Raw genomic sequence first — 26133 nt, 5'->3', positions numbered from 1 at the left:
CTCACCGCCGCTCAAGGCAGCGGCTTGCGGAGTTCGTCGGCGTCCTCCACGACAGCGCCCTGCCTGATGACCCTGTACCGCCCGGCGGCGACACCATGCCTGAAACCATTTCGCCGACGCCCTCCAGGACTTCGACAGCGGTTCGCCTCATAGCCCCGGGTCGGTAGTCGGCGTCAGTGGTGCCGGCTGCCTGGTCGACCTGGGGCCGCCGGGGCCGGTGGATCGACTGGAAGCCGCGGCCCCGCCACCCGATGGTCCAGGGCTTCGCTGGCTGACCTGCGAGCAGCCCATGACGGCCCTGCTCGTGTCGATGGGCCGGTCTCCTCGGCGGGTTCGCTCTTTCGGTGGTCCTCTTCATCGCACAGTTGCTCATCGACTCGCGACGCAAGTAGCGGCATATGCGTGGGATCCTGCGCCATCACTACCGGGGCCCGTTCACGCCCTCGGCCCGCTACCAGGGCAGCGGGCCGTCCTCGCTGAGGAACCCGGCGGTCGGGCCGTCCACGCCCAGCGTCGCCAGGCGCACCACGACCGCGGCGCCCTGCGCGGGGGTGAGGTGGCCGGTGTGGTTGTTGCTGTCGGTGTCGACGTAGCCGGGAGCGGCGGCGTTGACGAGGATTCCGTCCTTGCGCAGCTCGTTGGCGTACTGCACGGTCAGCGCGTTCAGGGCGGTCTTGGACGGCGTGTACGCGGCCGAGGGCAGCAGTGCTGCGAAGGGGCCGTTCGGGTCGCTGGTGAGGGTCAGCGATCCGGCGTGACTGCTGACGTTGACGATGCGTGGCGCCGGTGACCGCCGCAGCAGCGGCAGCATGGCGTTGATCACCACGATCACTCCGAAGACGTTGGTCTCGAACACCCCCCGCACCAGGTCCAGGTCGATCGCGCTCGGGACCTGGTCATAGGCGTCTTCCGGTGAGACCTGCCCGGAGCCGGTGATGCCGGCGTTGTTGACCAGCACGTCGAGGTGGCCGAAGCGCTCCTCGATCCACCTCGCGGCTTCCCGGACGGTGGCCGGGTCGGTGACGTCCAGGGTGACCGCGTGGGCGTCGCCGCCCGCCGCGCGCAGCGCCGCAGCGGTCTCCTCCCCGCGCCGCATGTCCCTGGCACCGACCAGGACCGTCATGCCGAGAGTGGCGAACTGCTCGGCGGTCGCGCGGCCGATGCCCTTGTTCGCCCCGGTGATCATCGCCACCTTCTGGGGTGTGGATTCGTTCATGATCAAGCTCCTCTACGCGAGGGTCGGTGTCGTGGAAATGTGTGCTGTACGGGTCGCTCACGCGTCGTTCTGACGCACAGGAGATGCCGGCAACCCGCTGGTGACCATCGCTCGTGGGATGCTCGCCGCTGACATCGATGACGTCCAGCGGAAGATGTGGCCGCGGTGAGCGGACGTCGATCTGGGCGCGCGGTGCGGGATGGCGGGCCCAGGGGTCCGGATCATGGCCCGCCGGTCGTCGCCTCGCTGCGTGCACTGGCCGACGCGAGGAGTCCTGCGTCGGCCAGGACTGACCGAGCCGTTGCCGACCACGCCCGACGCGGCCGAGGACGTGGAGCCGGCAGGGGTCGTTCCCGCGACCGAGACCCACGGCACGTTGCAGGTGTTCCATCGGCCGGTCGATTCTCCGGAGGACTGGAGCGCGTCGTGGTCGTGATCGAGCCCGAGCGACGGACCCTCGGCATCAGGCCTCGAGGACGAAACGCTGTCGGGATCGGGCTGGAGTCATGACACCTGGAGGCCCTGACGCCAGGACGGGTGCGCCGGGCGCCAGCCCAGCTCGCGCTTGGCCTTGGCGTTCGACGCGCCGCGGAGCTCGGTCATCAGCACGACGCCGGCCTCCCCGGCGGCCAGCCGCCCGACGAACCGCGGCACGCGCATCGGCTTCTTGGCGCCCAGCTTGCGGGCCAGCTCCGGCAGCCACTCGGCGACCGTGGCGGGGTCGTCGTCGACGATGTTGTAGACACCGCGGGCGCCCTTCTCGATCGCCGCGACCGTCGCCTCGGCCGCGTCGGCGATGTGGATGAACGACCACACCCCGCCGCCCTCGCCGACGATCGGAAACTTGCCCTTGCGGATCGCCTCGAGCTGTTGGGAACCCGGCTCCATGGAGGTGCCCGGCCCGTAGAACGCGCCGTAGCGCAGCACGATCCCCTCGGTCCAGTCGGCACCCAGCACGGCCTTCTCCAGATGCCCGATCGCGGCGATCATCGGGGCCATCTGCCTGATCGGCGACGGGTCCAGTCGGTCCTGTTCGGTCTTGACCGGCCCGCCTGCCCGGGCATAGGTGAACGCCCCGTTGCTCGCCGCCACGAAGCGCCGCACCCCTGCCGCGCGCCCTGCCGCGAGGAGATTGTCGGTGCCCTCGATCCGCAGCCGGTCGGTGGCGGCGAAACTGCGATCGAAGTGGCGGGTGTCGATGTGTCCGATGGCGGTCAGCTGATGAACGATCGCATCCGGCTTCGCCTCGCGCACGGCCGCCTCGACCTGGCCGCGATCGAGCGCGTCGGCGACGATCGGCACCGCGCCCTGCTCGGACAGCCTCGCCTGGTTCGACTCGTTCCGCGTCATGGCAAAGACCTCGTGCCCCGCGCCGGCCAGGCGAGGCACCAGCTGCTTGCCCATCGCTCCGGTCGCTCCTGCCACCAGCACTCTCATGTCAGCTCCTGTTTCCGGTGTGTTCATGCCTTCATCGCCACAGCAGTGCAATGAATGCCGCCATGTGCATTTATTGCACTGCTGTGCAACTGATGCACAACGATATACTTGTGTAGGAAACGCCGTCAACGCGGCGGTGACCAGCGGACCCGAGGAGGGGCAGCAGCCTGATGACGACTGACTCACCAGCGCGCAGCGGCGGCCGGGAGGCGCAGCGGCGCCGCACCCGCAAGGCGATCGTGGATGCGGCGGTACGCCTCAGCGCCGGCGGGGCGACGCCATCCGTCGACGAGATCGCGGCCGCCGCCGACGTGTCGCGGCGCACGATCTACATGTACTTCCCGGCCCTGGACCAACTGCTCATCGACGCGACCGCCGGCGCGCTCAACGAGCCACCCGTCGAGGCGGCGCTGTCCGATCCCGCGCTCGCCGACGACCCGGCAGGCCGAGTCGACGCCCTCATCCGGACGCTGCTGGAGCACTCGCCGCAATCGCTACCCCTGGGACGCCGCATGATCCGATTGACCGTCGACCCGCCCCCGAACGGCGCCCCGGAGCCGGTCGGCCCACGCCGCAGCCAGCGCCGCATCGAATGGCTGGACAAAGCCTGCGAACCACTGCGCGACATTCTCAGCGAGCAGTCCTACCAGCGCCTCATCTCCGCGTTGACCATGGTGATCGGCTGGGAGGCGCAGATAGCCCTGCGTGACGTCCGCGGACTCGACCCCCAGGCCGAGCAGGACGCCATGACCTGGGCCGCCCGCGCCCTGGTGGAGACGGCGATCAGGGAGCACGATCGTCGACAGTGACCGGGCTCACCGTCACCGCGGCGCGCACCCGGCCTGGCCGAATCCGGCCGCCCCGGTGACGGGCGGTGGCGGTAGCCGGGCCCTCGATCTGACGCCACCCGAGCGGACCCGGTGACCGGCTCGACCTCAACCCCGCTCGTCCCGGCCGTCGCCACCGCCGCCCGCACGGGCTCAGAAACGGTAGCGGAGAATACGTGCCCCTTGCCGGGACAAGGCCGTGCTGCGGGCGGTGAGACGGGTCAGCGCGCGCAGGGGTTGCGGGAACCGGGCTGTCTCCGGTGCGCGGGTGAGGATCTGCTCCTCGATCAGTTCGAGGCCGGCGTCCCAGGACTCCGGTTCGCGTGGGTCGTCGAAGCCCTGGGCGGCTGTGATGCCGAGCGCCTTGATGGTCGGGTGGTACTTCATGGCCCAGGCGGCGAAGCGGGTGTAGCCGTTGAGCGCGAGCTCGCCCGAGGGGAAATGGCCGGTCAGCGCGCGGGTCATCGCCTGGAAGGAGTCGCCGGGCATGAAGGGGAGCAGCCCCTCGGCGACGATCATCGCCGGCCGGTCGCCGGGGATGGCGGTGAGCCAGTCGGAACTGGTGAGGTCGGCTCCGACCAGGCGGGAACGGCCGGGCAGACGTTCGGCGCGCAGCTGCACCACTTCCGGGAAGTCGATGTCGTACCAGTCGACGCCGGGCGGGGGATCACAGCGGAACACCCTGGTGTCCAGGCCACAGCCCAGGTCGAGCACCACGCATCCGGGGTGAGCGGCGATGTAGGCGCGGACGACGTCGTCGAGCTTCTTGGCGCGCAGTGCCGTGGTGAGGACGAGGCTGGGCTTGACCTTCAGCTTGCCGAAGTCGTAGTCGACGGTGCCGGCCAGGTCGGCGGAGAGCGTGTCGCCGAGGATCGGGCTGGGCTGCCCGGCGTCCAGGGCCCTGGCGTGGAGAGTGAGCAGCAGCGTTTCCTGGATCAGCCCGAGTTCGGGTCGCCAGCGGTGCATGGGGATTCCTTAACGGTGTAGCGGATGGCGGGCCGCGAGGTTCTGCAGCCACGTCAGGGAGTCGTGGGCGGCTCTGATGCGCTCGGTGCGATGCCCCTCGCCGCCCGCGATGTCGAACCCTTCGTCGGCGATCTCGCCGAACGCGCTCAGGCTTTCGAGCTTGCGCTGGATGACCTTCTGCCAGGCATCGTCTTCGATGCGGTAGTAGGAGACGCGATCGCCGGGCCTTCTGATCTTCTTGACCAGGCCGATGACCGTGAGGAAGCGCATGTTGGAGGTGAGCGAGGCCCGGCTGGCCTGGATGACGTCCGCGATCTGGCCGGCGGACTGCTCGGCCGGATCGCAGATCATGAGCCAGCCGAGGATGCGTCCGGTGATGGGCGGCAGCCCCCACTCCTCGACGCAGAAGGCGGCCACCCGCTCCACCCAGCGCAGCAGCCGGTCCTGCTGTTCCTCAGTGCTCATCGTCGCATCCTCCCTTGTCGATCGTGTGCCGGTTCACTGTGTCATGGCGGCCACCGACTCGTAGGTGGGTGTCGGGGTGATGTCCGCGAGCCGGGTCCTGCGCAGGTGGAGGTCGAACCAGTCGATCGCGAGCGCCGTCGCCTCCTCCAGGCCGGAGCCGGTGTAGAGGCCGAGCACGTCGTAGGGCAGCACCGCGAGCCGCTTGGGCTCGCCCGCCTTGGCGAAGGCGCTTTGCGCCTCCTCAAGCATGTGGTACGGGTCCCAGCCGCCGTTGGCGATCATCAGCAGGGGCGTCGGCGCGAGCCGGTGGATGAGGTTCTCCGGCGCGAAGGTGAGCAGGTGCTCGGCCGAGTCGAGGGTCTTCTCGTTGCGGTAGGTGGGGAACAGGCGGGTCGACATGTCCGGGGTGTCCTTCACGCTGTCGCCCTCCAGCGTCAGGTGCGGCACGCGAGCGCTCTGCCCGCCTTCGTTGCGCCGCTGCCAGTCCTGCTGCAGCCGGTCGCGCAGCGCGTGGACACCGGCACGGCCCAGGAGGCGTTCCAGGTATCGCCATCCGTTCCACACGCTGGGGCTCTGCACGACGACGCACTTGATGCGCCGATCGAGCACGGCGGCCTGGGCCGCCACCGAGCCGCCGACGCTCACCCCCCACACCCCGATCCGCTCCGGCCGCACTTCGGGACGGGTCTGCAGGTAGGACACAGCGCTGCGGAAGTCCTCCACCTGCCGCTCCGGGTAGTCCAGGCCGCGCGGCTCGCCTTCGCTGGAGCCGACCGTGCGGTAGTCGATGGCCAGCACCGCGAAGCCGGCCTTCACGAAGTACGGCGCGAAGAACGCCAGCGCCTCCTTGACCATCACCCCGCTGTGCCCGAGCACCAGCCCGGGGACCGGGTCGCTGGTCTCGGGCAGGTAGAGATCGCCCGCGCAGCGGGTGCCGAGGCTGTTGAAGGTCACGTGTTCCATGGCTGGCTCCTTACCTGTTGGCTAGTTATTTCAAACATGACTGAAATAGCTAGCAATGTCAATCCTGAGGCTTTCCTGGTGGTTCGCCCAGCGCTACGAGGCCACCAGCGCACAGCTCGGCCTGGTGTTCTTCGCCGCCAACCTGCTCCTGGCCCTCGCGCAGCTCACCGCCCCCATGCTGGTGTCCCGGCGCGGACTGCTGGCGGCCATGCTGCTCCCCCATCTCGCCGCCGACCTGCTGCTGGCCGCCATCCCGTTCGCCCCGACCCTCGGCAGCGCGGTCACCCTGCTCCTGCTCCGCCAGGCCCTCTCCAAGATCGACGTCCCGGCGAGGCAGGCCTTCACCGCCGCCGTCGTCCCCCCGGCACACCGAACAGCCGCGGCCAGCATGACCAGCGTGGCGCGGAGCGTCGCGGTGTCCGTCAGCCCTCTCGCGGCCACCACCCTGTTCACGGGAGCCCTGGTGATGCTCGGGGCGCCCCTCCTTGTCGGTGCCGCCTTGGGCATCGGCTACGACATCACGCTATGGCGCGCGTACCGGACGGCACCCATGGCCGAACGCTGAGCGTCAGTCGGCTCATCCACGGCCGAAGCCGCCATCGGCGCACCGCCGCGGCTGATATGCACCTAGGTGTGCGGCCGGCCGCGGAGGGGCCGGCGCGTCAAAGACGCGGGGGCGCGCCCGAACCTGAGCTCACCGGCATTCAGGACACCCCCGCACCGCCTGGTCCTGGCTCCGCGTCGCCCCGAGTACCCGATGCCCGGCGGGCGGCGCAGCTGTGGTCTGGTTCGTACAGGGGGCACACAGGACAGGGGACCCAGCCGCTGTCCCGCCAGAGGGAGTCCGGGCCACCACTCGTGGACGTCTGCCTGGTGTTTCGTCTCACTTCATCGGGCTTGGTCCGGAAGCCGTAAGTCCTCTGAGGATGAGGCTGAGGCGGACAAGGATGGCGCCCATTGCGAAGAAGATCAGTCTGCGGAGACTGATCTGGATGGGAATCGAGCCCTACAACGAGCTGCTTGGCGATGGGTGCTGGCGAAGCAGGAAGGTGAGGGGCGGCTGCCGAGCGGTGGCATGATCGGCGCGTCCTCGGCACCGACACCCTCAACACGCAAGACGTACCCGAACTCCTCGACCGCTGCCTCACCGGACTACACCCAAGATCGGGTGAGACCCGCGCAGCCAAATGCCCACCGAGCCGGAATCGTGACCTTTCACTCCGCTACCTGGCGGCTGACGTTCGGGAGCGGAGCGCCCCGACAGCTTGTGCTCGCTGATCGAGACCACACCAGATCCCCGGGCTCGAGCGTCGGCTCGGTACCATCTCACCGTGACCGCCTCCAGTGCCCGCACCACGGTCTTCGACGTCGACGGCACGCTGTGCTTCGACGGACGGGCGATCGACAGCCGGATCCTCGCCGCCATCGAGGCCTGTGAACGTTCCGGTCACCAGTTGGTCTTCGCGTCCGCCAGGCCGGTTCGCGACCTCCTGCCCGTCCTCAACGGGGCTTTTCCCGCCGCCACCCTGATCGGCGGGAACGGCAGCCTCGTCTCCGTCGGCGGCCGGCTCCGGGCGCGGGCGGCGTTCGGTGCCGGCGAACTCGACAAGCTGCTGGTCGAGGCCGAGCGGTACCAGGCGGGCTACCTCGCCGACGGCCCTTGGGACTACGCATACACCGGGCCGGCCGACCACCCGATCCTCAGCCGCGTCGACCAAGGCCGCCTCGCCCGTCGGGTCGACCTCGCCGACCTTCCCTCTGTCGTGAAGTTCCTCGTGGTCGACGCGACCGACATGGCAGCCCTCGCCGAGGCCGGCCGCGTGCTGGGGATGACCGTCAACCATCACCTCGACGAGGCGATCATCGACTTCGCCCAGGGCACCACGAACAAGTGGGAGGCCCTGACCTCGCTGGGCATCGACGAGTACAACGCCTTCGGCAACGACATCAACGACGTCGACCTGCTGCGTAACGCGCGGCACGGGGTCCGTGTCGGCGCTCACCCCAGCCTGGACGGCATCGCCCGTATCACCGTCGCGCCTGACCCGGACGCTGTCGCCGCCGAGATCTTCAGGCTGGCCGCAGCGACGCCTCTGACCGGAGACCCAGGCCTCACGCCCCAGTAAGCTCCTGCGCGACTGCCGACAGACCCGCCGTACGTGTGCCGTACAAGGAGCCGCCGGCGGAATGGCCTGAATGTCCAGCACCCCACCTCAGCCCGCCGCTCCGGGAACGTCGCGGCTGCGCGGCTACAGGTGCGATATTCCTCGGGCGACGGCCGCGGACGCCACGGACCAGGCGGCCACAGCACTGCCCGGCCCCGCTGCGGGCCGGGCTCAGCCGCGCGGCGCGTACATGATCACCAGGACGCCGGCCAGGCAGACCAGCGCGCCGATGACGTCCCAGCGGTCGGGCCGGAACCCGTCGACCACCATGCCCCAGACCAGCGATCCGGCCACGAACACCCCGCCGTAGGCGGCCAGGATGCGGCCGAAGTTCGCATCCGGCTGCAGCGTGGCGACGAACCCGTACAGGCCCAGCGCGATCACGCCGGCGCCGATCCAGGCCAGGCCGCGCTGTTCGCGCACCCCTTGCCAGATCAGCCACGCCCCGCCGATCTCGGCGAGCGCGGCCAGGGCGAACAACACCAGGGAACGGACGATCGTCATGGCAGGCAGTACAACGCATCCCGGCAGCCGGCCCTTCGCCGGGCCGCCGCCGGGGCCGGGGCAGCGTGGCGGGTGCTCAGCATCCGCAGCCGCCTGCGTCGCACCCGCAGGTGCCCGCGGTAGGTGCGCGTGAGGCGCGGCGGTGCAGTGCGCGGTGGTCATGGTGGGCGCTCACAGCGGTCACCTCTCCTCACGGGTGCGGCCGGCGGCCAGGTCGGCGAAGGGCAGTGGGCAGTCGGGGCAGGTGCAGTGGGTCAGGCTGTCACAGCCGGCGCTGACCACCGCGCTCAGCGCGCGCCGGATGGTGGTCAGGTCGGCGATCCGCGCGTCGACCTCGGCGATCTTTTCCTGGGCGCGCTCGCGCAGGTCAGGAGTGGAGTGGCCGCGCCGGCCGGTGTCGATCAGCTCGGCCACCTCCTCCAGGGTGAAGCCGAGCCGCTGTGCGGCTTTGATCACGGTCAGCAGGGTGACGGTCTCGGGTGGGTAGGTGCGATGCCCGCCGGGGCTGCGCGCCGGTTCGGCGATCAGCCCGCGGCGTTCGTAGTAGCGCAGGGTCTGCGGGTTGACTCCGGCCTGCTCGGCCACCTGCCCGCTGCGCAGGTAGGGCCCGCCCGATCCCTGCAGCTCGATGTCCTGTCTCACGCCGGCCGCCCCGCTCCGGTGGTCGCGCGGCCGGCGTCGAAGGTCAGCCCGGCGTCGGCCCAGTCCTGCTTGCCTCCGGCGTGGAGGCGCACGTCGGCGTGGCCGAGCCGGGCGAACGCGGCAGCGGCGATCGTGGAGCGGTTGCGGTACGGGCCGGAGCAGTAGACCACCACCGTGGCCGCCCGATCGGGGGCGACCTGATCGGCCGGTTCAGCGGACACCTGACCGGGCACGTCGCGGGCGCCGCGGATGTGCTCGACGGCGAAGCCGTCGGCCGGCAGGGCCTCCACCAGTTGCCCGGTCCCGGTCTCCAGGAGCGCGAGTAGGTTCTCGCGGCTGATGCGGTCCGTCATCATCGTCTCCCTCGGCTCAGAGCGCGGCCACGGTGCCGGTCGCGGTGTTCGCGCGGGCCTGCAGTGCGTCCAGCACGTCGACGTGCTCGGCCGGCACCGCCACCTCCAGCGCCAGGCTGCCGCCGGCGATGGTGAGGGTGAAGGTGAAGAAGGAACAGCAGCCGTTCTCCCGGGCCGTCAGTTCGGCGACCCGGGCGGCGTTATCGGGGCTGAAGACGAGTTCCAGGCGCAGCCGCGTCTCCTCCGGACGCTGCACGACCTGGACCGCCTCGGCGAACAAGGCGTCGAACTCGGCCACGCGAAGCGGCTGCTCGGCGGTGGGCAGGGTGCACGCAGTGGGAGCCCATCCCAGGTCAAGGGCAATGTCTTCGGTCACATCTCGACGGTAAACCTGTACCTAGGTACCGAATGCAAGCCCCTGATGGCGTACGTCGAGATCTGGTCCGAATCGAGGGCTGTTCTACCAGGACGCTGGCATGTGACGCGCGGTCGCGCCCCCCTGCTGCGGCAGGGCTGACGGGGAACATGGCTTTGTTCACGGGGATCCACAGCAGCAGGCCGGAGAAGTGGTGGGCGGCCGGGAGCGGTTCGTCGCATCGGAGCAGTTCGTGGCCGGACGCCGGGTGCCGGTCGCGGTGGGGCGATGTACCGGACAACGCGCCCGAGTTGCGCACCCGCGCGGCGGGTGGGTCCCTATGTGCGACCGACGCGACCTGCCCAGGATTCGCGGCTCAGGGGGCGAGGGGGCCGATGTCGGCGGCGACTCGGATGAGGGCTCGGATGAGGTCGTTCTCGGCCTCGCTACGCCATACCAGGGCATACGACAGGGCATCGATGTCCCGCACGGGCAGGTAGGTGATGTCGGGCCGGTTCCAGTAGCGCGTCATGTGGGCGGGGAAGAGGTTGACGATTTCCCCGGTGCTGGTCAGCGTGAGAATTTCCTCGGTGTTGCCCACCCGAGGGCCGCGCTCGATCGGGCGACCTGAACGGGTGTGAGAGGGGATGAAGCCCTCGGCCCAATAGTCCGGAACCGAGGGAGCGTCGCTGTGCTGGAAGTCGGCGAGCATGTCCAGGCGAACGGAGCCGTGCCGAGTGAGCTCGTGGTCGGCGGCCATGGCCAGCACCCGTGGTTCGATCAGCAGAACCGGGCCCACTGCCAGGTCGGATTCCTCGACCGGCAGCCAGCAGACCAGGGCGTCGATGTCGCCGCGGCGCAACCCGGCGAACGGATCGACGAAGGAGGCTTGCTGAATCTGCAGCTTCCACTGCGGGTGGCGGGCGCGGAAGGTGTCCCAGTAGGGGCGCAGGTCCTGGACGTTGATGGGCAGCATGCCGACGCGCAGCACGGCGGTGATGCCCTGGGCGGCAAGCTTGGCGCGGCGCATGCCGTCCTGGAGTCCGAGGTAGACGGGCCAGAGGTCGTCGCGGAGCTGCCGGCCAAGCGGGGTCAGCCGTACCGTGCGGTTGGTCCGCTCGAACAACAGAGTGCCGATCTGGCGTTCTTGTTTCTTGATGGCCTGGGTGATGCGGGCGGGGGTCACGCGCAGCCGTTCGGCGGTTCGCCCGAAATGCAGCTCTTCGGCCAAGGTCAGGAAGATCTCGATGTCGCGAAGTTCCACGATCCTCCTTCCACGTTAACGCAGAGGTTAATGTGGCCTTGCGTAGCTTGTCGTTGTTTCTGAGGTTTGTGCGCGTCGATCCTAGTCACCGGATGATTCTGCGATTTCTGGAGTGACACAATGACGAGCCTGCCGGACAGGACAGCCCTGGTCACCGGTGCCTCGCGTGGCATCGGACGGGCCATCGCGCGGCGATTGGCGGCCGACGGAGCGCTGGTGGCCGTGCACTACGGCGGCAACGAACAGGCGGCCCGCGAGACCGTGCAGCTGATCGAAAAAGACGGCGGGCGGGCCTTCGCCGTCCGGGCCGAGCTGGGCGTCCCCGGCGACATCGACACCTTGTTCACCGCGCTGGAGGCCGGGCTGCGCGCGCACACCGGCGAGGCCCGGCTGGACATCCTGGTCAACAACGCCGCGATCAACACCGGCGAGACGATCGAGACGATCACCCCCGAGGCGTTCGACCGGCTGATCGCGGTCAACACCAAGGCCCCGCTGTTCATCACCCAGCGGGCCCTTCCCTTGCTGAACGACGGTGGCCGCATCGTCAACATCTCCACCGGTGCGACCAGGATCGCGATGCCGGACCAGCCGTACGCGATGAGCAAGGCCGGCGTGGAGGTGCTGGGTCGTTCCCTGGCGCAGGTGGTCGGCGCGCGCGGCATCACCGTCAACACCGTCTCTCCCGGCCCGACCGTGACCGACATGAACCCGTGGATGATCGACAACCCGCAGGTTCAGCAGATGGTGGGCAGCGGCAACGCCATCCCCCGGGTCGGTCAGCCCGCCGACATCGCCGAGGTGGTCGCCTTCCTGGCCTCCGAGGCGGGCGGTTGGGTGACCGGACAGGTCATCGACGCCTCGGGTGGCTGCTTCCTCGGTCCGCGCGTCTGACCACGACCGCACGGCGCCGACGACATCCGCGCGGATCCGGGCTGCGACCGGCTTGCGCTGACAGGCTCGCCGAGCACCGTCGGCGTCCTGTCAGGCGGCTGTCGGCGCCCGCCCCGAGGGTCATATCCGTCAACCAACCTCTCAGACCATGGAAGCACCATCATGAACAGCAAGACCTGGGCCGCGGCACTGACCATCGGCCTGGCCGCCGCCACCGTGGCCACCACCCCCGCCGCCGCCGACACCGGTGAGACGAAGGTCGTCGCCGCGCTCGACGCCGTGGCCGAGCCGCTGGCCTCCGCCACCCCCCAGGCGGACCAGCGCGACCTGAAGGCGTTCGGCGCGATGGTGGCGGGCGCGAAGGTGGTCGGCGTCGGCGAGGCCACCCACAGCACCGCCGAGTTCTACACCCTCAACCACCGGCTGCTGCGCTACCTCGTCACCGACAAGGGCTTCACCACGTTCGCCCGGGAGCTGAGCTGGAGCACCGGCGTGCGGCTCAACGACTACGTCCTCAACGGCGAAGGTGACCCGCGCACGATCATGCACAACGAGGTCAAGGGCCCCTACGACCTGTTCGACAACCGCGAGTTCCTCGAACTGATCACCTGGATGCGCTCCTACAACGCCACGCACCAGGCCAAGGTGCAGTTCATGGGCGCCGACCTGCTCTATCCCGGCGACGTCCTGTTCGACAAGGTCCTCGCCTACGTCAAGCAGCACCATCCCGACCTGCTGGAGCAGTTCACCCAGCTGTACGACGGGCTGCGGCCCACCACCCCCAACGCCGGGCAGTACATGGGCATCGCGCTGTCCCAGCCGCTGGCCACCCGCCAGGACCACGCCCAGCGCGCCACCAAGGCCCTGCACCTGCTGGCCGAGCAGGCACCCGGCGCCGACGCCGAAGACTACCGGTGGGCCCTGCAGCACGCCCGGGCCCTGTCGCAGACCTTCACCGACTTCGCCTTCGACCAGGCCACCGCCGACGGTCGCCGCCAGGCTCAGGAGTACCGGGACAAGGCCATGGCCGACAACGTCATCTGGTGGAACAAGACGACCGGCCACAAGATCCAGATGTCGGGGCTGAACGCGCACATCAGCTACACCCCGATCGACACGATGTTCGTCCCCGCCCCGATGGGCGGCGTCCTGCACGAGCGTCTGGGCCGCCGCTTCGTCACCGTCGGCACCTCCTTCGACCAGGGCGGCTACAACTTCCTGATCGACAAGGGCGAGTGCCCGGCCGGTTCACGTCCGGCTGAGCGGCCTCTCACGTGCAAGGGCTCGGTGGACGCCGCCGGCAGCGACTACAACGAGTACGTCTTGGACCAGGTCCGCTACCGCGACTTCATCCTCGACACCCGCACCGCGCCCCAGGCCGCGCGGACCTGGCTGGCCGAAAGCCGCCCCACCCGTCTCATCGGCGGCGGCTTCTGGTCACCCGAACAGGCCACCAAGGTCGCTGTCGGCAAGTCCTTCGACATCGTGATCCACCTGCACAAGGTCAAGGCCGCCGCGCTGCTGCCCTGACACCGGCCGATAATGATCGCGGCCACCATGCCGATCCCGAACCCGGCCGCCACCCCCGCAACCGCCCGCGGCGGGCCGGCCAGCAGCAGCGAGCCGGTCGTAGTGGTGTGGGTCAGCCCTCGGCCTGCAAGTTGACCGCGACCGTCCAGCGCGCGACCAGGTCCCGCCACTGGAGAGCTGTCACTCAGGGGTGTCGGTCCACTCGGGGGCAGGGATCGAGTGGACGACCGAGTCCCGCCGGCCGTACGCTCACGCCGCATCTGTCACCGGGCTGTTCTTCGCCCGAGCCGCGCCGCTCCATCGGCCCGCCACGGATTCGTGTTCACTTCTTCTTGGGGAAGGCGGCGCTCAGCGCGGAACCGCGGGTGACGAAGGCGACGCCGATCAGGGCCGGCGCCGACAGGCCCTGGAGCACGGCGTACCACGCGGGGCAGAGGCCGGGGATCAGGTCGACGCCGATGATCGCGATCGGCATGACGGTGGACAGGGTGCGCACGCGGTCGAACGCCTTGTACGACCCCTCCGAGGCGCGGACGGTCATCCGGTGGATCAGCGGGGTGACCGCGAGCAGGACGGCTCCCCGGATCCACATGAACGAGGTCGCCTCGTGGCCGGTGAACGCCATCACGGCGACCACCCCGAGGACGACGGCGCTGACGGCACCGAAGAGCGTGACGCACTTCTTCACCGTGGCGAAGGCCTCCTGGGTGCGGGCGTCGCCGAGGTGCGCCGTCGCGGTCGTGCTGTCGCTGGAGCTCGCCATGACTGTTCTCCTCCGTGTCGTTGACGAGGCGATGCTATGGAGCGCCTGGCCTGGCCCGATATGGGCTTGGCCGTACGGGCGGGTGGGGCCGGACCCACTCCTGGGCCGGTGACCGGAGGTCAGGAACGCCACCGTGAACAGCACGACCTTTCGGTTGGGCCGGCACCGCCCCGGCGTCAGCCGCGCTCCAGCGCGGTGTCCAGGAGGCCGAGCGGCGGAGCGCCGAGGTCGAACAGGGCGGTGTGGAACCTGCGGAGCGAGTACCCGGCGCCCCAGCGCTCGCGCGCCTGGTCCCGCAGGTCGCGGATGGCCAGCTTGCCCCACGCGTACCCCCCGCAGAGCGGGTCGAGCAACAGCCGGTGCGCCGCCCTGGTGGCGGTGCGGCCCCGCAGGAACGCGTCCTCGGTGAACCGGCGCGTCGCGTCCGCCACCGACAGGTCCCCGCTGTGCAGCCCGATCGAGCAGATCAACCAAGCGCTCGCCGCCCGGCTGCTGCCCGAGCTGGCGGCCCTCGCACCCGAACGGGACCCCATCCGCCGGGAGCGGCTCGCCACCATCACCCGCCTGCTGGCCGAGCAGCTTCCGCACTGGCGCTGGCAGGAACCGCGGGGAGGCTCCGCCCTGTGGATCCGGCTTCCCGCGGGCACCGACGCCCGGATCTACGCACAGGTGGCCCTGCGCCACGGCGCGGAGGTCGTCCCGGGCGCCACGATGGATCCGACGGGCGCCCACGACTCTCGGCGGCCTGGGCCGCACTCATCGCGAAGTAGCTCATGGCTCGCGGGAGTCCGGGCAGCTCGCGCGCGCTCTGGTCCATGAGCGCACGTGGGAGACGTCGAGGAGCTCGGCTCCGTCTCCGAGCACCGGCCGGGGGTGAGGCCTCCACCTGCCGTCGTGGCGGGTGAGGCGTGCCCGAGCAGGGGTGCGCGGTGGCCAGGTCCACGCCGGTATCGAGGAGTTCGCCGGTGAACAGAGATCGGCGGGACTACGTGCCAGTGCACCACCTCCCACTCTTGAACTTGTCGTCGATCTTGACCTTGGGCGCCGAGTCGGCGACCGAGATCTCGAGTTGCGCCGTGGCGGCCACCAGGGTGCCGGCCGGTGCCTTGGCCGCCTTGGCGTCGACCACCACGCTCCGGTCGCCGAGCAGCGCGTAGGTGTCCCTGTCGAAGATCAGTTCCCAGCGCACCCCGTCCGGGCTCACGAAGCCCACCCCGATGCCCTTGCGGCCCGCGGCATCCTGCACCTCCTCGTCGATGGTGATGCCGGGGAACGTGCTCAGGGCCTGATACAGCGCACTGCGCTGCGCGGCCGGCAGGTACGTCTGCCACAGCAACTCGCGTGCGGCGAGGAAGGCGAGGAACGGTGTCAGCTTTTTCGCCTTGGGCTTCCACATGGCGTCAAGGTGGGCGCGCATGCCCTCCACGTCGGTCGGCAGCCTTTTGATCGTCGGGTAGTCCTTCTCGGCGTTCTTGCAGTAGACGATGGGGTCAACCCTGGTTCCCATGTCCTCGTAGGCGGACTTCGGGATCGGCTGGCCGGCATAGGCAAGCGGCTCAATGACCGTCTGTTCGCGCACCCCGTCGACGAACTGCCCCCGCTGCCTTTCGCCCGCCCGCAGCCAGACGGTGTCCTTGAAGCGCAGGTAGTAGTGCTTTCGGGACCTGTCGTAGGGCACCAGTGAGTAGTCGGTGGTCTGCAGGGTTTTCACCACGATGTACTGATCCTCGCGCGGCTCTATCTCGTCGACAGCGGCCTTCGCCGCGCGGTGGAGTACTTCGGCGGCCGACAGCAGCTTCATCTCGTGAGGCGGGTTCGGGGCGGGCGGGACCTTCACCATGACCAAGCCGACGGCCAGCGCCAGCCCTCCGGCGACGGCGAAGGTGTACGGCCTGCGCCAGGACCGGCGGGGTCGGCCGGCCATGAGAAGCCGATCCCTGGCCAAGGCCTTGACGCCGGGGTCGTAGGGCGCCACTTCGGGCCGGGCCTCGTTGATCAGGTCGAACTCGTTCATCGGGTGTCCTCCAGAACGTTGCGAATCTTGGCCCGGATCCGGGACAGGCGGGAACGGACGGTGCCCACCGGGATGTCGAACGCCTGAGCCGCCTGCTCATAGGACAGCTCGGCCCAGGTGACCAGGAAGAGCAGCTCACGCTCCGCCGAAGAGAGCCTCGCCAGCGCATCGGCCAGGCGGGGCCCGAGCCGCTGGGCGTCGATCCGGTCGATGCTGCGCTGCTCGAAAGGGTTCTCGTCGTGACTCGGAACCCTGGCCAGAGCCCGCAGCCTGCGCAGCTCAGTACGGCGGTGCTTGGCGATCAGATTGGAGGCGATGCCGTACAACCAGGGCGCGGCGTCCGATCTGGACAGGTCGTAGCGGGAACGTTTGCGGAACGCCGCCAGGAACGTCTCCGCCGTCACGTCGTCGGCCGCGGAGAGGTTCTCCTGGCCGAGGCGTCTGGTGGCATATCGGTGGATCTCATCCGCGTACCTGTCGAAGAGGCTCGCGAACCGTTCGGGGTCGGCCAGCGACTCCTCGATGAGGGCGGCGTCGGTGATGGCCGCCACTGGGGTGAGTCCTCTCATAGGGAAGTCCTTCCGCAGGGCGCGTTCGCACCCTTCACCCCTAACTCACCCGCACCAGGCTTCCGGTTCCCACCGATCCAACGCGAACTCGACCAGAAGTGTCCGAAGTGCTGGTTCCGGACTCAGTCGCTTGCGCACTGAGAAGCGGCGCCGCATGCGCGGCGCCGAGAGCTGATACGCTCCCAGGCGTGATCCAGAAGTTCATCCGTCTTCGTAACAGCTGAAGCGGTCTGCCCGCCGGTCGTTCAGCGACCTGCGCCAGTTGAGGCGACCCCGCCGACAGGTGCCGTAGCACCAGTAGCGCACGGGGCCGCCCGCCGTCGACCGCCGGCTTCATCTCACGGCCTGCCCTGCCGCGTTCTCACCCGGCAGTCGCACGCCGCCTCCGGCAACGCAGGCATGTTCGCCATGCCTTCCATCGAAACGGACTGTTCTTCATGCGATCCACCTCCAACCGCTCGTCGTCGCCTACGTTCGTGCTCGTCCACGGCTCCGGCACCAGCTCCTTCATGTGGGCACCCGTCCAGCGCGAGCTGGCGCTGCTCGGTCACCGCAGCTTCGCCGTCGATCTGCCGGGCCATGGCCTTGACGCGCAGTACCCGCTCGCCTACCAGGCCCCCCAGGACCTCGACGCGTGGGCGGCCGAGCCGTCGACGCTGGCCGGGGTCACCCTGCAGCACAATGTCGACACGGTCGTCGACGTGGTCCGGCGCGTGGCCGAGCACGGGCCCGTGGTGCTGGTGGCGGCCAGCCTCGGCGGGCTCACGATCAGCGGCGTGGGCAACGCCATCCCCGAACTGGTGGACCGGCTCGTCTACATCTCCGCCTGGTCGTGCGTGCAGCGCGCCAACCCGATCGAGTACATGCAGGAGCCCGAGTTCGCCGACAACCTGATGGGCCCGCTGTACGCGTTCAACGTCGGCGACCCGGCCCAGCTCGGTGTCGGCCGGGCCAACTACCGCACAGCGGACGCGGAACTGCTCGACGCGCTCAAGGCCGCCACCATGGCCGACGTCACCGATGAGCAGTTCCGTGCCTTCCTCAACATCCTGCAGCCGGACGAGTCGATCGCGGTGATGACGGGCGACGCTCGCGTCCAGGCCGACACCTGGGGCACGATCGCCCGCACCTACATCCGGCTCACCGGCGACCGGACCCTTCCGGTGGCCATGCAGGACAGGTTGATCGCCGAATCGGACGCCCTGACGCCCGATAACCCGTACGACGTGCACAGTCTGGACACGTCACACGTGGGGTTCGTGTTCAGGGCGCATGAGGTGGCCGCCATCCTGGACAAGGCCGCGATCTAGCGACAGGCCGGGGACGGCTGGGCTGTCAGGCGGCCCGCCGTCCCCTCCGGCCTCCCGGTTCGCTCCTGGGTCCTCATGGGCGCGGCGCCACCCTTGAGCGCAGCGGTGACCGGGGGTGGTGCTCGCCGTACTGCCTGCGTAGGCCTGGAGTCAGCGGAACCGGTCTGCGTTCTCGATCGCCCAGTCGTCGTAGGTGCGGAGTGAGCGGCCGATGATCTCCCGCACGGAAGGCCGTTGCTCGAGCGTCCATCGGGTGAGTTCGGCCAGGTGCGCGCCGTACTCCTCAAGGGCGTACAGCGTCACGTCGCTGCCGCTGTCGGGCCAGCCACGACGGCGCCAGTTCGTGCGGCTGTCGCAGGGCGTCAGCTCGACGGTGTCGATGTCGCGGCCGATGGCCTTGGCGATGCTCCGCACGCGGGAAAGGGTGCTGAGCGGCAGGCCGACCGCCTCAAGGATGGCGCCGACGTAGGCGTCGTCACGCAGTGCCGCCACCGCGACGGCAGCCAGGTCGTCTTCGTGGATGAACGGGTAGTGGCCCTCGTTAAGGAAGGCCTCCCGGACGACCAGCTCGTGTCTGATAGTGTCCGGCCAGTCCGATCCCGTGGCGGGATAGCTGCCCTCGACGAGGGACCCCATCACAGCCGAGGGGCGGATGTGGGTCCACTCCATCCCCGAACGCTCGACGGCCTTCTCGACGGCCAGCCAGAACCACGTCTCCGGCGGATACGCCTCCTCGTACTCCGGCCCGTGCGAGGACAGCACCACGATGCGCCGGACACCGGCGGCCAGCGCGAGCGTCAGCGCATCCCGCACGGTCGAGGGCTGGGCGCCGGCGAGGAAGATGCCGCCGACGCCGTCGAAGGCCTCGGCGCACTCCCACGGCCGGGTGATGGACCCCTCGACCAGTTCGACCGCATCAGGCCAGCCCGCCAACTGGTCGGACTCGGCGATCACGCGCACGCGATCGCCGACGGCGAGCAACTGCCGCGCCAGGCTCCGTCCGACGATCCCCGTCGGGCTGCTGCCGGCGTCCTTCCGCGCGCTGACCACGGTCAGCAGCCGCAGGTCTCCGGATTCCGGCGCGCTCTTGATCCGCTTGATTTCACCCATGGCAAGACTCTCCAACGGTCGACGGAGATCTTGCGCCTTCCAGCGTGGGCCTCAAGACCATCGGAGGAAGGTTGCGGATCCGAGGTCGTCAACACTAGCAACACCACAGGCTCAACCGGAGATGGCGAGCTCGTGAGCGCATCCTCTCGCCGTCGCTGCCGCCGGGCCCCCAGGGCGGCGAAACGCATCGTGAACACGGCCGAAGCGGCATGGGCGCGCTACTCGGCGTGCTCAACTGCGGCTTTCGGGAGGGCGAGCATCACGAGTGCCGTGACCAGGTAGAGCGCGGCGGAGACGATCAGGACGACGCTGAGCGCGTGGCTGTGGTCGGGCAGCGCCGGTGCTCCGGTGGCCGAACCGGTGACGGTGGTGAAGAAGATCGTGCCGAGTACGGCGATGCCGACGGCGCCGCCGATCTGGTTGACGGTGGAGAGCACTCCGCCCGCGGCGCCCGCGTTGCGTCCGGGGACGCCTGCGAGGACGACGTTCACGAGGATGGGCGCGGCGAGACCGAGCCCGAGGCCGCCGATGAAGAGCGCGAGGGCGAGGAGCCAGTATCCGGGATCGTTGCCGTCCCTGACGATGAACCACAGGACGAGCTGAGATGCCGCGATGGTGAGCGAGCCGGTGATCAGGAGCGCTCTGCCCGCTTTGGCGGCGAGAGCGACGCCGAGGCCGGAGGTGATGATCGAGCCGAGCGCGTACGGAAGGATCACCAGGCCGGTCTCCCACGCGGTCCGGCCGGTTCCGTTCTGGAGGTAGACCGAGAGGGTGAGGAAGGACGGCCCGATGCCGCCGAAGAAGAGCACCGAAGCGCTGAGGCCGACTGCGAAGGCGCGGACTCTCAGCAGAGCCGGGTCGAAGACAGGTTCGCTGCCGCGTCCGGTGAGGCGGCGCTCGTAGGCCAGGAAGATCGCGAGCACCGTGGTTCCGGCTGCGAGGAGGGCGTAGCTTGCCCAGGTCCATCCCCATGTCTCCGCCTGGATGATCGGCAGCAGCAGGAGAAGGATGCCCGTGGCCGCGAGGAGCGCGCCTGTGAGGTCCAGGCGCGCGGTCGAGGCGGAGCGGGACTCCGGCAGGACCCTCGCGCCGCTGATGAGCGCCAGAACGGAGACGGGTACGTTGATCCAGAAGATCGTGCGCCAGCCCAGGCCGAACAGGTCGGCGTCGACGAGCAGCCCGCCCAGCAGCGGGCCGGCGACCGAGGCGAGGCCCTGGACCGCTCCGTAGGCGCCGAACGCCTTGGCGCGCTCGCCCGGAGCGAATGACGCCCGGATGATCCCGAACACCTGCGGGACCATGATCCCGGCGGTCAGTCCCTGCCCGGACCGCATGCCGATGAGCATCCCCGGATCGACGGCCAGCGCGCACAGCGCCGAGGTGACCATGAACCCGGCCAGCCCGATCATGAACAGCCGCTTGCGGCCGTACTGGTCTCCGAGCCGCCCGCCGGTGATCAGGCCCGCGCCCAGGGCGAGGGTGTAGGCGGCGATCGTCCACTGGATCTGAGCGTCGCCGGCGCCCAGGTCCTGGGCTGTCGCCGGGGCCGCGACGGTGACGATCGTCGCGTCGAGAAGGTCCATGAACGAACCGAAGAGCACCACCAACAGCGCCGTGGACGCGGCGGAGCCGGCGATGTGTGTCGGGGAAGCCTCAGCGGCGCGGATGCCCTCTTGGGGGCTCGGTGAACCGGTCATGCCGGCCACCATCGCCGGCGTAGTTGCCATCGAGTGACCGCTGTCAGGGAGAGAATCGGAGAATCATGGCTGCCACCTCCGCGCGGGCCCTCAAGCTGCTGTCGATCTTCGGGATCGGTGCGACCCTGACCGCCGAGGAACTCGCCGCCCGGCTCGGAGCGTCGGTGAGAACCGTGCGTCGCGATATCGACACGCTCCGGGAGCTCGGGTACGAGATCGAGGCCGTCCGCGGGGCCGGTGGTGGATATCGGCTCGGTCGCGCCTCCCGCTTGCCGCCGGTCGTGTTCGACGAAGACCAGGCCGTCGCCACGGCCGTCGCGCTCCAGACCGTGCCGAGGGTCCTCTCCGGCATCCGCGAGAACGCGGCCCGCGCCCTCGCCACGCTGCACCAGGCGATGCCCGCGCGCAGCCGCCTGCACGCCGAAGCGTTCACCGTCTCCTCGGCCCGCAACTACTGGGAGTTCCCCGCGCCGCCGATCGACGCCGAGATCGTCCGCGCCGTGGGCAGCGCGATCAACCGGCGGCACCTCGTTCGCGTGGACTACGCCGGCGACGGCGCGCCCGTCACACTCACGTTGGAACCGCACGACCTCGTGGTCTGGGCCGCACGCTGGTACCTGGTCGCCTTCGATCCGGATGCGGACCGATGGCGCGCGATGCGCGTGGACCGCATCGAACCGCACATGCCCACGCACACCCCCTTCGCCCGACGTGACATCCCGCACGGCGATCCCGTCGCCTTCGTCATGACCGCACACGACCGCGGAGACGCCGCTGCCGAATGGCCATGCCGCGGTTCAGCGGTCCTCGCCCTGCCCGCCTCCATCGTCGCCCGGTTCGCGCCCGGCGGCTCAACGGTCGAGTACGACACCGAGACCACGTGCCGACTCACACTCGGCGCATGGTCATGGCCAGGAGTGGCAGGACTGCTCCTCACCTTCGACGCCGACATCACCGACATCGAACCGGCCGAACTCAGGCAAGCCCTGCACTGCCTGCGCATTCGCATCAGCAAGGGGCTGGGACCCGACCGACCTCACCAGTGACTTCCACACCCCTCCTCGATAGTGGCGACACTGATGCTAGCGCCGCTAGACAGGCGAGCGACGGTAGATGTAGTGTCGCTCTTGTTCCTAGCAGCGCTAGTCCCGCACTGGAGGCGACCCCCCATGCTCAGAAAGCACATCGGCACCGCGATGGCCGTCCTCGTCGTCCTCGCGCCGTTCGTCTTCGGCCTCAACTTCCTGTTCAACGGCCCCGGCGCCGCCTCGGGCTTCGGCATCACCCCCTGGCCCCAGGGCGACGCCGAGGGCTACTTCATCGTCAAGGGCGTCCGTGACCTGACCGTGGCACTAACCGCCCTGACACTCCTGCTGCGCGGCCACCGCCGCACGCTGGGCATCGTCATCCTGATCGCGACGTTGATGCCGCTCGGCGACGCGTACGCGGTGTTCACCCACGGCGGCACGCTCGTGCAGGCCCTCACCATCCATGTCAGCGCCGCCGTCCTCATGCTGATCGGCGGGGTACTGCTGCTGACCGAGAAGCAGGCATAGCCAGGACCAAGGCGGCGGTCCCGCCGTCGCCGCCAGGGCCAGGTCCAGGATCGGTTACGGATCGCTCAGGAGATGCGGGTCGCCTTCTCCGCCGTCCTGCGGAACTTCGCTCCGTCCCACCTGTACGTCTGGCTGACGATCAGATCCGGGCAGCAGTTGGGGGCCCGGTCGCTGACCACCTTGCCGCGCAGTTGCACGCTTCCGCCGCGGATCGCGACCTGCAGGGACTTGTAGTAGCGGTTCGTGCCGAGCTTCCCGAGCAGGTGCGGGGCCGAGGGCTTGGCGGCTCCGTCGTAGACGAAGGCGATCAAGGGATTGCTCGACGTCGTGCTCGGGCACGACGACACGACGACGGTCTCACGCCGGCCGTCACGGGTGCGGTCGCCGACGGCGGCGACGCGGGCGCGCACCTTGTACCAGGAGGCATTCGGTCCTGGCTTGGGACACTTCAGCGCGGGCTCCACCACGGACGCCCAATCGACCGGGTCCAGCCGGTTGGCGGCCTGGCCGGCATTCTGCGCGATGGCGGAGCCGGCCCGTCCCGCAGCACCATCCACGGTGGCCGCGTGGGCGACGCCTCCCCCCAGGGCCGTCGTCAGGCAGGCGGCCAAGGCGGCGGCGCTCGCCCGGGCTCCGCGTCGGCGGGCTCGCTGGCGGCTGATGTGCTCGATGGATGAGTTCATAATCACTCAGACGCGCCGAACCCCGGAGATGTTGTGCATGGCCTTGCTCACGCAGTGCGGCGCGGCGTCCGACCTTGATCAGTACCCGCATGGACGGCTAGCCTGATCGCCGTGCTGCTCGACCACACCGCCAGGGAGTTCGGGACCGACTGACGATGAGCGCGGAAGAGGATTTCAACCAGGTCGGCGCCGAGCTGGCCGACCTGGGGGTACGGGTCTCCAGGATGATGGGGAATCCTGCGCTCAAGGATCAGGCGGGGAAGGTGTTCGCGAGCCTGCAGCGCGACGGCGCGATGGTGTTCCGGCTGGTCAGGGACACCCCAGAGCACACGGCCGCGCTCCAGCTGGCCGGTGCGTCCCTGTTCGACCCCTCGGGGCAGGGCAGGGTGGTCAAGGACTGGGTGGTCGTACCCCACTCCTGGGCCGAGCAATGGACGGATCTGGCCGAGGCCGCCCTCAGCCGTCCACGCTGAGCGCGGCGACTGGTTCGAGACGATCTGCGTACCCGGGGAGTGGGTGCGTCGGCCGGGCAGCAGCATGCGCCTGGGACGTAGCCGCCCGTGAGAGCCGGAGCCGGCTCCGGGGTCAGGGCCTTGAGGGCTGCTGTCTTGGTGGGTGCGGGGTGCTTCCGGAGGCAGGCCCGAGCGGGCTTGCTCCAGGTCACCGGCCCAGATGCGGAAGCCGGCGGTAGCCGTACAGGCCGACCTCGTTCAGCAGGCGCGGGCCCACACACAGCCGTTGGAGGCGGCCGGGTCTCAGTGGCGGATGCGGTGACGAGTTGGCCCGTCGCCATAGTCGCCAGGTAACTGGTAGCCTGGCGACTATGATGCAATGGCAACAGCGGTCCACTCTCGGGCTGGCCGTGCTGTCCCTCCTGCGCGAGGCGGAACAACACGGAGAAGGGGCGATGCATCCGTACAAGATGCAGCGCCTGATCAAGGAGCGGGGCAAGGACGAGGTCGTCAACGTCGGCCAGCGCGCCAGCCTCTACCGCACCATCGAGCGCCTGTGCAAAGCCGGGCTGATCGAGGTTCGGGAGAGCAGGCGTGAGGCGGGCCGCCCCGAGCGCACCCTGTACGCCCTCACCGACGAGGGCCGCTCGATCTGGCGCGAATGGATGCTGGACGCGCTGGCCAACCCGGCGCGCAAGTATCCGGAGTTCCCGGCGGCGATCTCGTTCATCCCGCTGCTGGAGGCCGGAGAGGTGTGCGAGCAGTTGGAGAAGCGCGAGGTTCACCTCGCCGCCGAGCTGGCGCGGCTGGAGGCGCTGGTGACCGAGGGCGGTTCGTGGGGGCGGCTGTTCGTGCTGGAGATGGAGTACCTGCGCGCCACCACCGCCGCCGAGCTGGAGTGGGTGCGCTCCGTCGCCGGTGACCTCCGCTCCGCCGCCATCACGTGGAACCACGACGCGCAACACGACGACGACGCGCAACACGACGACGACGCGCGGCAGGACGAGGAGGAGCGATGATCATCATCATTGGCGCGGGCACCGGCGGGCTCTGCCTGGCTCAGGGGCTCAAGCGCGCGGGCATCGACGTCGCCGTCTACGAGCGGGACCGCACGCGCCGCGACGGCCTGCAGGGCTACCGGGTCGGGATCGACGCCGACGGCAAGCGTGCGCTGAAGGCCAACCTGCCCCCCGACCTGTATGCCACGTTCCTTGCCACCTGCGCGCAACGCCCGATCTACGGCAACCAGCTCACCCACGACCTGAAGCTGCTGTTCTCGGCCGGCCCGGACGACCTGAAGGAGGAGGACCGCCCGTCGGAGGACGAGCAGGACGAGTCGGTCAGCCGCATGACGCTGCGGCAGTTGCTGCTCACCGGCGTGGAGGACGTCGTCCACTTCGACCGCGAGTTCACCCACTACGAGCAGCGTCCCGACGGCAGGGTGACGGCGCACTTCGCCGACGGGGGATGCGCGACCGGCGACCTGCTCGTGGCCGCGGACGGCGCGAACTCGCGCGTACGAGCCCAGTACCTGCCGCACGCCGAACTCGTGGACACCGGCCTGATCGGCATCACCGGCAAGACCGCGCTCACCCCGGAGACGGCCGCCCTGCTGCCCCAGCGCATGATCGAGGGAGTCAGCATGGTGCACGGCCCCAAGGGGTTCATGTGCGTCATCCACGTCATGCGCTTCAAGTGGGACGCCGACGGCAGGCCGCGCACCGGCATCGGCGCCACCGACGCCGAGGCCATCGCCGCCTGGCCGGGCCTGCTCTACGACAACAGCCGCGACTACATCATGTGGGGCTTCGCCGCCTCCGAACGCTGGCTGCCCGACGACATCGCCCGCCTGCGCGGCGGCGACCTCCAGCGCCTGGTGCTGGAGCTGACCCACGACTGGCACCCGAACCTGCGCGCCATCTTCTCCCAGGGTGATCCGAGCAGCAGCTTCCCCCTGCGCATCCGCACCTCGGAGCCCATCCCCGCCTGGCCGGCCGCCAACGTCACCCTGCTCGGCGACGCCATCCACACGATGACTCCGGGCCGCGGCGTCGGCGCCAACACGGCACTGCGGGACGCCCGCCTGCTGACCCGCAACCTCGTCCGCGTCCAACGCGGCGAGTTGCCGCTGCTGGACGCCGTCCGCGACTACGAGACCCGGATGACGGCCTACGCCTGGGACGCGGTCGTCAAGTCCCGCGCCCAGATGGACGGGGGCTCGGTCATGCACCGGGGCGGGCTCACGGGCGGGCTGGCGCGGGCGGGCATGCGCACGGCGATGCGCGTCATGAACCAGCTGCCGCCGGTCAAACGCAAGCTGGCCGGCGCCGAATCCGCCTTCCGCGGCGCGGGCCGCGACGACGAACCCTAGGAAGCCCTCCGTCCTCCGCTACGCGCC

Annotated in this window: 29 protein-coding genes; 12 read left to right on the top strand and 17 right to left on the bottom strand. The window is 69.7% G+C overall.

What is annotated here, in order from left to right:
• Positions 1-451: 451 nt before the first annotated feature.
• Both HTZ77_RS00795 and HTZ77_RS00790 read right to left on the bottom strand, forming a co-directional pair.
• Positions 452-1216: an SDR family oxidoreductase gene (locus HTZ77_RS00795; protein ID WP_205301944.1), complete on the bottom strand. Its 765-nt coding sequence runs from the start codon at positions 1214-1216 to the stop codon at positions 452-454.
• A gap of 504 nt (positions 1217-1720) precedes the next feature.
• Positions 1721-2653 carry an NAD-dependent epimerase/dehydratase family protein gene (locus HTZ77_RS00790; RefSeq protein WP_175587463.1) on the bottom strand — a complete coding sequence of 311 codons (933 nt, stop codon included), beginning with the start codon at positions 2651-2653 and terminating at the stop codon, positions 1721-1723.
• 170 nt (positions 2654-2823) lie between these two features.
• Between HTZ77_RS00790 and HTZ77_RS00785 the strand changes: the two genes are divergently transcribed.
• Entirely contained in the window at positions 2824-3462 is a 639-nt protein-coding gene (locus HTZ77_RS00785) for a TetR/AcrR family transcriptional regulator (protein WP_175587462.1), read from the top strand.
• Positions 3463-3633: 171 nt separating this feature from the next.
• On the opposite strand, the gene HTZ77_RS00780 is transcribed toward HTZ77_RS00785, so the two are convergent.
• The 3 genes from HTZ77_RS00780 to HTZ77_RS00770 are packed head-to-tail and all read right to left on the bottom strand — an operon-like array spanning position 3634 to position 5874.
• Entirely contained in the window at positions 3634-4446 is an 813-nt protein-coding gene (locus HTZ77_RS00780) for a class I SAM-dependent methyltransferase (RefSeq protein WP_175587461.1), read from the bottom strand.
• 9 nt (positions 4447-4455) lie between these two features.
• Positions 4456-4911 (bottom strand): GbsR/MarR family transcriptional regulator, encoded by a 456-nt coding sequence (locus tag HTZ77_RS00775; protein ID WP_175587460.1) that lies wholly within the window; start codon positions 4909-4911, stop codon positions 4456-4458.
• A gap of 33 nt (positions 4912-4944) precedes the next feature.
• A complete protein-coding gene (locus tag HTZ77_RS00770) occupies positions 4945-5874 on the bottom strand; it encodes an alpha/beta hydrolase (protein WP_175587459.1) in 930 nt (309 codons plus the stop codon).
• Between the two features lie 55 nt (positions 5875-5929).
• Between HTZ77_RS00770 and HTZ77_RS00765 the strand changes: the two genes are divergently transcribed.
• Together HTZ77_RS00765 and HTZ77_RS00760 are read left to right on the top strand one after the other, a co-directional pair.
• On the top strand, positions 5930-6439 hold the full coding sequence (locus tag HTZ77_RS00765) for a hypothetical protein (RefSeq protein ID WP_175587458.1): 510 nt from the start codon (positions 5930-5932) through the stop codon (positions 6437-6439).
• Between the two features lie 700 nt (positions 6440-7139).
• A complete protein-coding gene (locus HTZ77_RS00760; protein WP_205301943.1) occupies positions 7140-8000 on the top strand; it encodes an HAD hydrolase family protein in 861 nt (286 codons plus the stop codon).
• Between the two features lie 210 nt (positions 8001-8210).
• Here the strand turns inward: HTZ77_RS00760 and HTZ77_RS00755 are convergent, their stop codons facing one another.
• From HTZ77_RS00755 to HTZ77_RS00735, 5 genes are all read right to left on the bottom strand, one after another.
• Positions 8211-8543 carry a YnfA family protein gene (locus HTZ77_RS00755; protein WP_175587457.1) on the bottom strand — a complete coding sequence of 111 codons (333 nt, stop codon included), beginning with the start codon at positions 8541-8543 and terminating at the stop codon, positions 8211-8213.
• A gap of 180 nt (positions 8544-8723) precedes the next feature.
• Entirely contained in the window at positions 8724-9185 is a 462-nt protein-coding gene (locus HTZ77_RS00750; protein WP_328808351.1) for a MerR family transcriptional regulator, read from the bottom strand.
• Positions 9182-9538, bottom strand: a complete 357-nt coding sequence (locus HTZ77_RS00745; RefSeq protein WP_175587456.1) for a rhodanese-like domain-containing protein — start codon at positions 9536-9538, stop codon at positions 9182-9184. The genes HTZ77_RS00750 and HTZ77_RS00745 overlap by 4 nt, the downstream gene beginning before the upstream one ends.
• A gap of 16 nt (positions 9539-9554) precedes the next feature.
• On the bottom strand, positions 9555-9914 hold the full coding sequence (locus tag HTZ77_RS00740) for a hypothetical protein (protein WP_175587455.1): 360 nt from the start codon (positions 9912-9914) through the stop codon (positions 9555-9557).
• A gap of 355 nt (positions 9915-10269) precedes the next feature.
• Positions 10270-11157, bottom strand: coding sequence for a LysR family transcriptional regulator (locus HTZ77_RS00735; protein WP_175587454.1), 888 nt, complete (start codon positions 11155-11157; stop codon positions 10270-10272).
• 120 nt (positions 11158-11277) lie between these two features.
• Between HTZ77_RS00735 and HTZ77_RS00730 the strand changes: the two genes are divergently transcribed.
• Both HTZ77_RS00730 and HTZ77_RS00725 read left to right on the top strand, forming a co-directional pair.
• The gene (locus HTZ77_RS00730) at positions 11278-12051 is read left to right on the top strand and encodes an SDR family oxidoreductase (protein WP_175587453.1); all 774 of its coding nucleotides are present in this window, start codon (positions 11278-11280) and stop codon (positions 12049-12051) included.
• A 162-nt stretch (positions 12052-12213) separates the two neighbouring features.
• Positions 12214-13581: an erythromycin esterase family protein gene (locus HTZ77_RS00725; RefSeq protein WP_175587452.1), complete on the top strand. Its 1368-nt coding sequence runs from the start codon at positions 12214-12216 to the stop codon at positions 13579-13581.
• A gap of 322 nt (positions 13582-13903) precedes the next feature.
• Here the strand turns inward: HTZ77_RS00725 and HTZ77_RS00720 are convergent, their stop codons facing one another.
• The 4 genes from HTZ77_RS00720 to HTZ77_RS00705 all read right to left on the bottom strand — a co-directional run bounded on the left by HTZ77_RS00720 (position 13904) and on the right by HTZ77_RS00705 (position 16927).
• Positions 13904-14344: a hypothetical protein gene (locus HTZ77_RS00720; protein ID WP_205301942.1), complete on the bottom strand. Its 441-nt coding sequence runs from the start codon at positions 14342-14344 to the stop codon at positions 13904-13906.
• A 176-nt stretch (positions 14345-14520) separates the two neighbouring features.
• A complete protein-coding gene (locus tag HTZ77_RS00715; RefSeq protein WP_268959890.1) occupies positions 14521-14877 on the bottom strand; it encodes a DUF885 family protein in 357 nt (118 codons plus the stop codon).
• Between the two features lie 452 nt (positions 14878-15329).
• A complete protein-coding gene (locus tag HTZ77_RS00710) occupies positions 15330-16358 on the bottom strand; it encodes a CU044_5270 family protein (protein ID WP_175587450.1) in 1029 nt (342 codons plus the stop codon).
• A complete protein-coding gene (locus tag HTZ77_RS00705) occupies positions 16355-16927 on the bottom strand; it encodes an RNA polymerase sigma factor (protein ID WP_175587449.1) in 573 nt (190 codons plus the stop codon). Before HTZ77_RS00705 ends, HTZ77_RS00710 begins: the two co-directional genes overlap by 4 nt.
• Before the next feature lie 437 nt (positions 16928-17364).
• On the opposite strand from HTZ77_RS00705, the gene HTZ77_RS00700 reads away from it, so the two are divergent.
• The gene (locus HTZ77_RS00700) at positions 17365-18237 is read left to right on the top strand and encodes an alpha/beta hydrolase (protein WP_175587448.1); all 873 of its coding nucleotides are present in this window, start codon (positions 17365-17367) and stop codon (positions 18235-18237) included.
• A 150-nt stretch (positions 18238-18387) separates the two neighbouring features.
• On the opposite strand, the gene HTZ77_RS00695 is transcribed toward HTZ77_RS00700, so the two are convergent.
• Complete coding sequence (locus HTZ77_RS00695) at positions 18388-19362, bottom strand: SDR family oxidoreductase (RefSeq protein ID WP_235994113.1); 975 nt, start codon at positions 19360-19362, stop codon at positions 18388-18390.
• A gap of 203 nt (positions 19363-19565) precedes the next feature.
• Positions 19566-20930 (bottom strand): MFS transporter, encoded by a 1365-nt coding sequence (locus HTZ77_RS00690; RefSeq protein WP_235994112.1) that lies wholly within the window; start codon positions 20928-20930, stop codon positions 19566-19568.
• Between HTZ77_RS00690 and HTZ77_RS45675 the strand changes: the two genes are divergently transcribed.
• From HTZ77_RS45675 to HTZ77_RS00680, 3 genes are all read left to right on the top strand, one after another.
• Entirely contained in the window at positions 20929-21081 is a 153-nt protein-coding gene (locus HTZ77_RS45675) for a hypothetical protein (protein ID WP_235994111.1), read from the top strand. The two genes, HTZ77_RS00690 and HTZ77_RS45675, sit on opposite strands and share 2 nt — an antisense overlap.
• Positions 21082-21109: 28 nt before the next feature.
• Positions 21110-22090, top strand: a complete 981-nt coding sequence (locus HTZ77_RS00685) for a helix-turn-helix transcriptional regulator (protein ID WP_175587446.1) — start codon at positions 21110-21112, stop codon at positions 22088-22090.
• A gap of 123 nt (positions 22091-22213) precedes the next feature.
• The gene (locus tag HTZ77_RS00680; protein WP_175587445.1) at positions 22214-22600 is read left to right on the top strand and encodes a DUF4267 domain-containing protein; all 387 of its coding nucleotides are present in this window, start codon (positions 22214-22216) and stop codon (positions 22598-22600) included.
• 65 nt (positions 22601-22665) lie between these two features.
• On the opposite strand, the gene HTZ77_RS00675 is transcribed toward HTZ77_RS00680, so the two are convergent.
• Complete coding sequence (locus HTZ77_RS00675; protein WP_175587444.1) at positions 22666-23283, bottom strand: hypothetical protein; 618 nt, start codon at positions 23281-23283, stop codon at positions 22666-22668.
• A 155-nt stretch (positions 23284-23438) separates the two neighbouring features.
• Between HTZ77_RS00675 and HTZ77_RS00670 the strand changes: the two genes are divergently transcribed.
• The 3 genes from HTZ77_RS00670 (at position 23439) to HTZ77_RS00660 (ending at position 26106) form a co-directional block, all read left to right on the top strand.
• Entirely contained in the window at positions 23439-23756 is a 318-nt protein-coding gene (locus HTZ77_RS00670; protein WP_175587443.1) for a hypothetical protein, read from the top strand.
• 350 nt (positions 23757-24106) lie between these two features.
• Complete coding sequence (locus tag HTZ77_RS00665) at positions 24107-24754, top strand: PadR family transcriptional regulator (RefSeq protein WP_205301941.1); 648 nt, start codon at positions 24107-24109, stop codon at positions 24752-24754.
• Positions 24751-26106: an FAD-dependent oxidoreductase gene (locus tag HTZ77_RS00660; protein ID WP_175587442.1), complete on the top strand. Its 1356-nt coding sequence runs from the start codon at positions 24751-24753 to the stop codon at positions 26104-26106. Before HTZ77_RS00665 ends, HTZ77_RS00660 begins: the two co-directional genes overlap by 4 nt.
• The last annotated feature ends 27 nt before the right edge of the window (positions 26107-26133 follow it).

This window comes from Nonomuraea montanisoli (genome assembly GCF_013363975.1).
GTDB classification, from domain to species: domain Bacteria; phylum Actinomycetota; class Actinomycetes; order Streptosporangiales; family Streptosporangiaceae; genus Nonomuraea; species Nonomuraea montanisoli.
The sequence above is the reverse complement of the archived record's forward strand: the minus strand, read 5'-3'. Positions and strand labels throughout refer to the sequence as shown.

What these genes read in the sequence shown, in the direction of transcription:
- HTZ77_RS00665 (WP_205301941.1), top strand. Translation starts at nt 24,107, where the DNA reads ATGATGCAATGGCAACAGCGGTCCACTCTCGGGCTGGCCGTGCTGTCC.
- HTZ77_RS00770 (WP_175587459.1), bottom strand. Translation starts at nt 5,874, where the DNA reads ATGGAACACGTGACCTTCAACAGCCTCGGCACCCGCTGCGCGGGCGAT.
- HTZ77_RS00795 (WP_205301944.1), bottom strand. Translation starts at nt 1,216, where the DNA reads ATGAACGAATCCACACCCCAGAAGGTGGCGATGATCACCGGGGCGAAC.
- HTZ77_RS00675 (WP_175587444.1), bottom strand. Translation starts at nt 23,283, where the DNA reads ATGAACTCATCCATCGAGCACATCAGCCGCCAGCGAGCCCGCCGACGC.
- HTZ77_RS00705 (WP_175587449.1), bottom strand. Translation starts at nt 16,927, where the DNA reads ATGAGAGGACTCACCCCAGTGGCGGCCATCACCGACGCCGCCCTCATC.
- HTZ77_RS00670 (WP_175587443.1), top strand. Translation starts at nt 23,439, where the DNA reads ATGAGCGCGGAAGAGGATTTCAACCAGGTCGGCGCCGAGCTGGCCGAC.
- HTZ77_RS00765 (WP_175587458.1), top strand. Translation starts at nt 5,930, where the DNA reads ATGTCAATCCTGAGGCTTTCCTGGTGGTTCGCCCAGCGCTACGAGGCC.
- HTZ77_RS00785 (WP_175587462.1), top strand. Translation starts at nt 2,824, where the DNA reads ATGACGACTGACTCACCAGCGCGCAGCGGCGGCCGGGAGGCGCAGCGG.
- HTZ77_RS00775 (WP_175587460.1), bottom strand. Translation starts at nt 4,911, where the DNA reads ATGAGCACTGAGGAACAGCAGGACCGGCTGCTGCGCTGGGTGGAGCGG.
- HTZ77_RS00725 (WP_175587452.1), top strand. Translation starts at nt 12,214, where the DNA reads ATGAACAGCAAGACCTGGGCCGCGGCACTGACCATCGGCCTGGCCGCC.
- HTZ77_RS00700 (WP_175587448.1), top strand. Translation starts at nt 17,365, where the DNA reads ATGCGATCCACCTCCAACCGCTCGTCGTCGCCTACGTTCGTGCTCGTC.
- HTZ77_RS00720 (WP_205301942.1), bottom strand. Translation starts at nt 14,344, where the DNA reads ATGGCGAGCTCCAGCGACAGCACGACCGCGACGGCGCACCTCGGCGAC.
- HTZ77_RS00680 (WP_175587445.1), top strand. Translation starts at nt 22,214, where the DNA reads ATGCTCAGAAAGCACATCGGCACCGCGATGGCCGTCCTCGTCGTCCTC.
- HTZ77_RS00690 (WP_235994112.1), bottom strand. Translation starts at nt 20,930, where the DNA reads ATGGACCTTCTCGACGCGACGATCGTCACCGTCGCGGCCCCGGCGACA.
- HTZ77_RS00780 (WP_175587461.1), bottom strand. Translation starts at nt 4,446, where the DNA reads ATGCACCGCTGGCGACCCGAACTCGGGCTGATCCAGGAAACGCTGCTG.
- HTZ77_RS00755 (WP_175587457.1), bottom strand. Translation starts at nt 8,543, where the DNA reads ATGACGATCGTCCGTTCCCTGGTGTTGTTCGCCCTGGCCGCGCTCGCC.
- HTZ77_RS00715 (WP_268959890.1), bottom strand. Translation starts at nt 14,877, where the DNA reads ATGGGGTCCCGTTCGGGTGCGAGGGCCGCCAGCTCGGGCAGCAGCCGG.
- HTZ77_RS00790 (WP_175587463.1), bottom strand. Translation starts at nt 2,653, where the DNA reads ATGAGAGTGCTGGTGGCAGGAGCGACCGGAGCGATGGGCAAGCAGCTG.
- HTZ77_RS00660 (WP_175587442.1), top strand. Translation starts at nt 24,751, where the DNA reads ATGATCATCATCATTGGCGCGGGCACCGGCGGGCTCTGCCTGGCTCAG.
- HTZ77_RS00745 (WP_175587456.1), bottom strand. Translation starts at nt 9,538, where the DNA reads ATGACGGACCGCATCAGCCGCGAGAACCTACTCGCGCTCCTGGAGACC.
- HTZ77_RS00730 (WP_175587453.1), top strand. Translation starts at nt 11,278, where the DNA reads ATGACGAGCCTGCCGGACAGGACAGCCCTGGTCACCGGTGCCTCGCGT.
- HTZ77_RS00710 (WP_175587450.1), bottom strand. Translation starts at nt 16,358, where the DNA reads ATGAACGAGTTCGACCTGATCAACGAGGCCCGGCCCGAAGTGGCGCCC.
- HTZ77_RS45675 (WP_235994111.1), top strand. Translation starts at nt 20,929, where the DNA reads ATGAACGAACCGAAGAGCACCACCAACAGCGCCGTGGACGCGGCGGAG.
- HTZ77_RS00685 (WP_175587446.1), top strand. Translation starts at nt 21,110, where the DNA reads ATGGCTGCCACCTCCGCGCGGGCCCTCAAGCTGCTGTCGATCTTCGGG.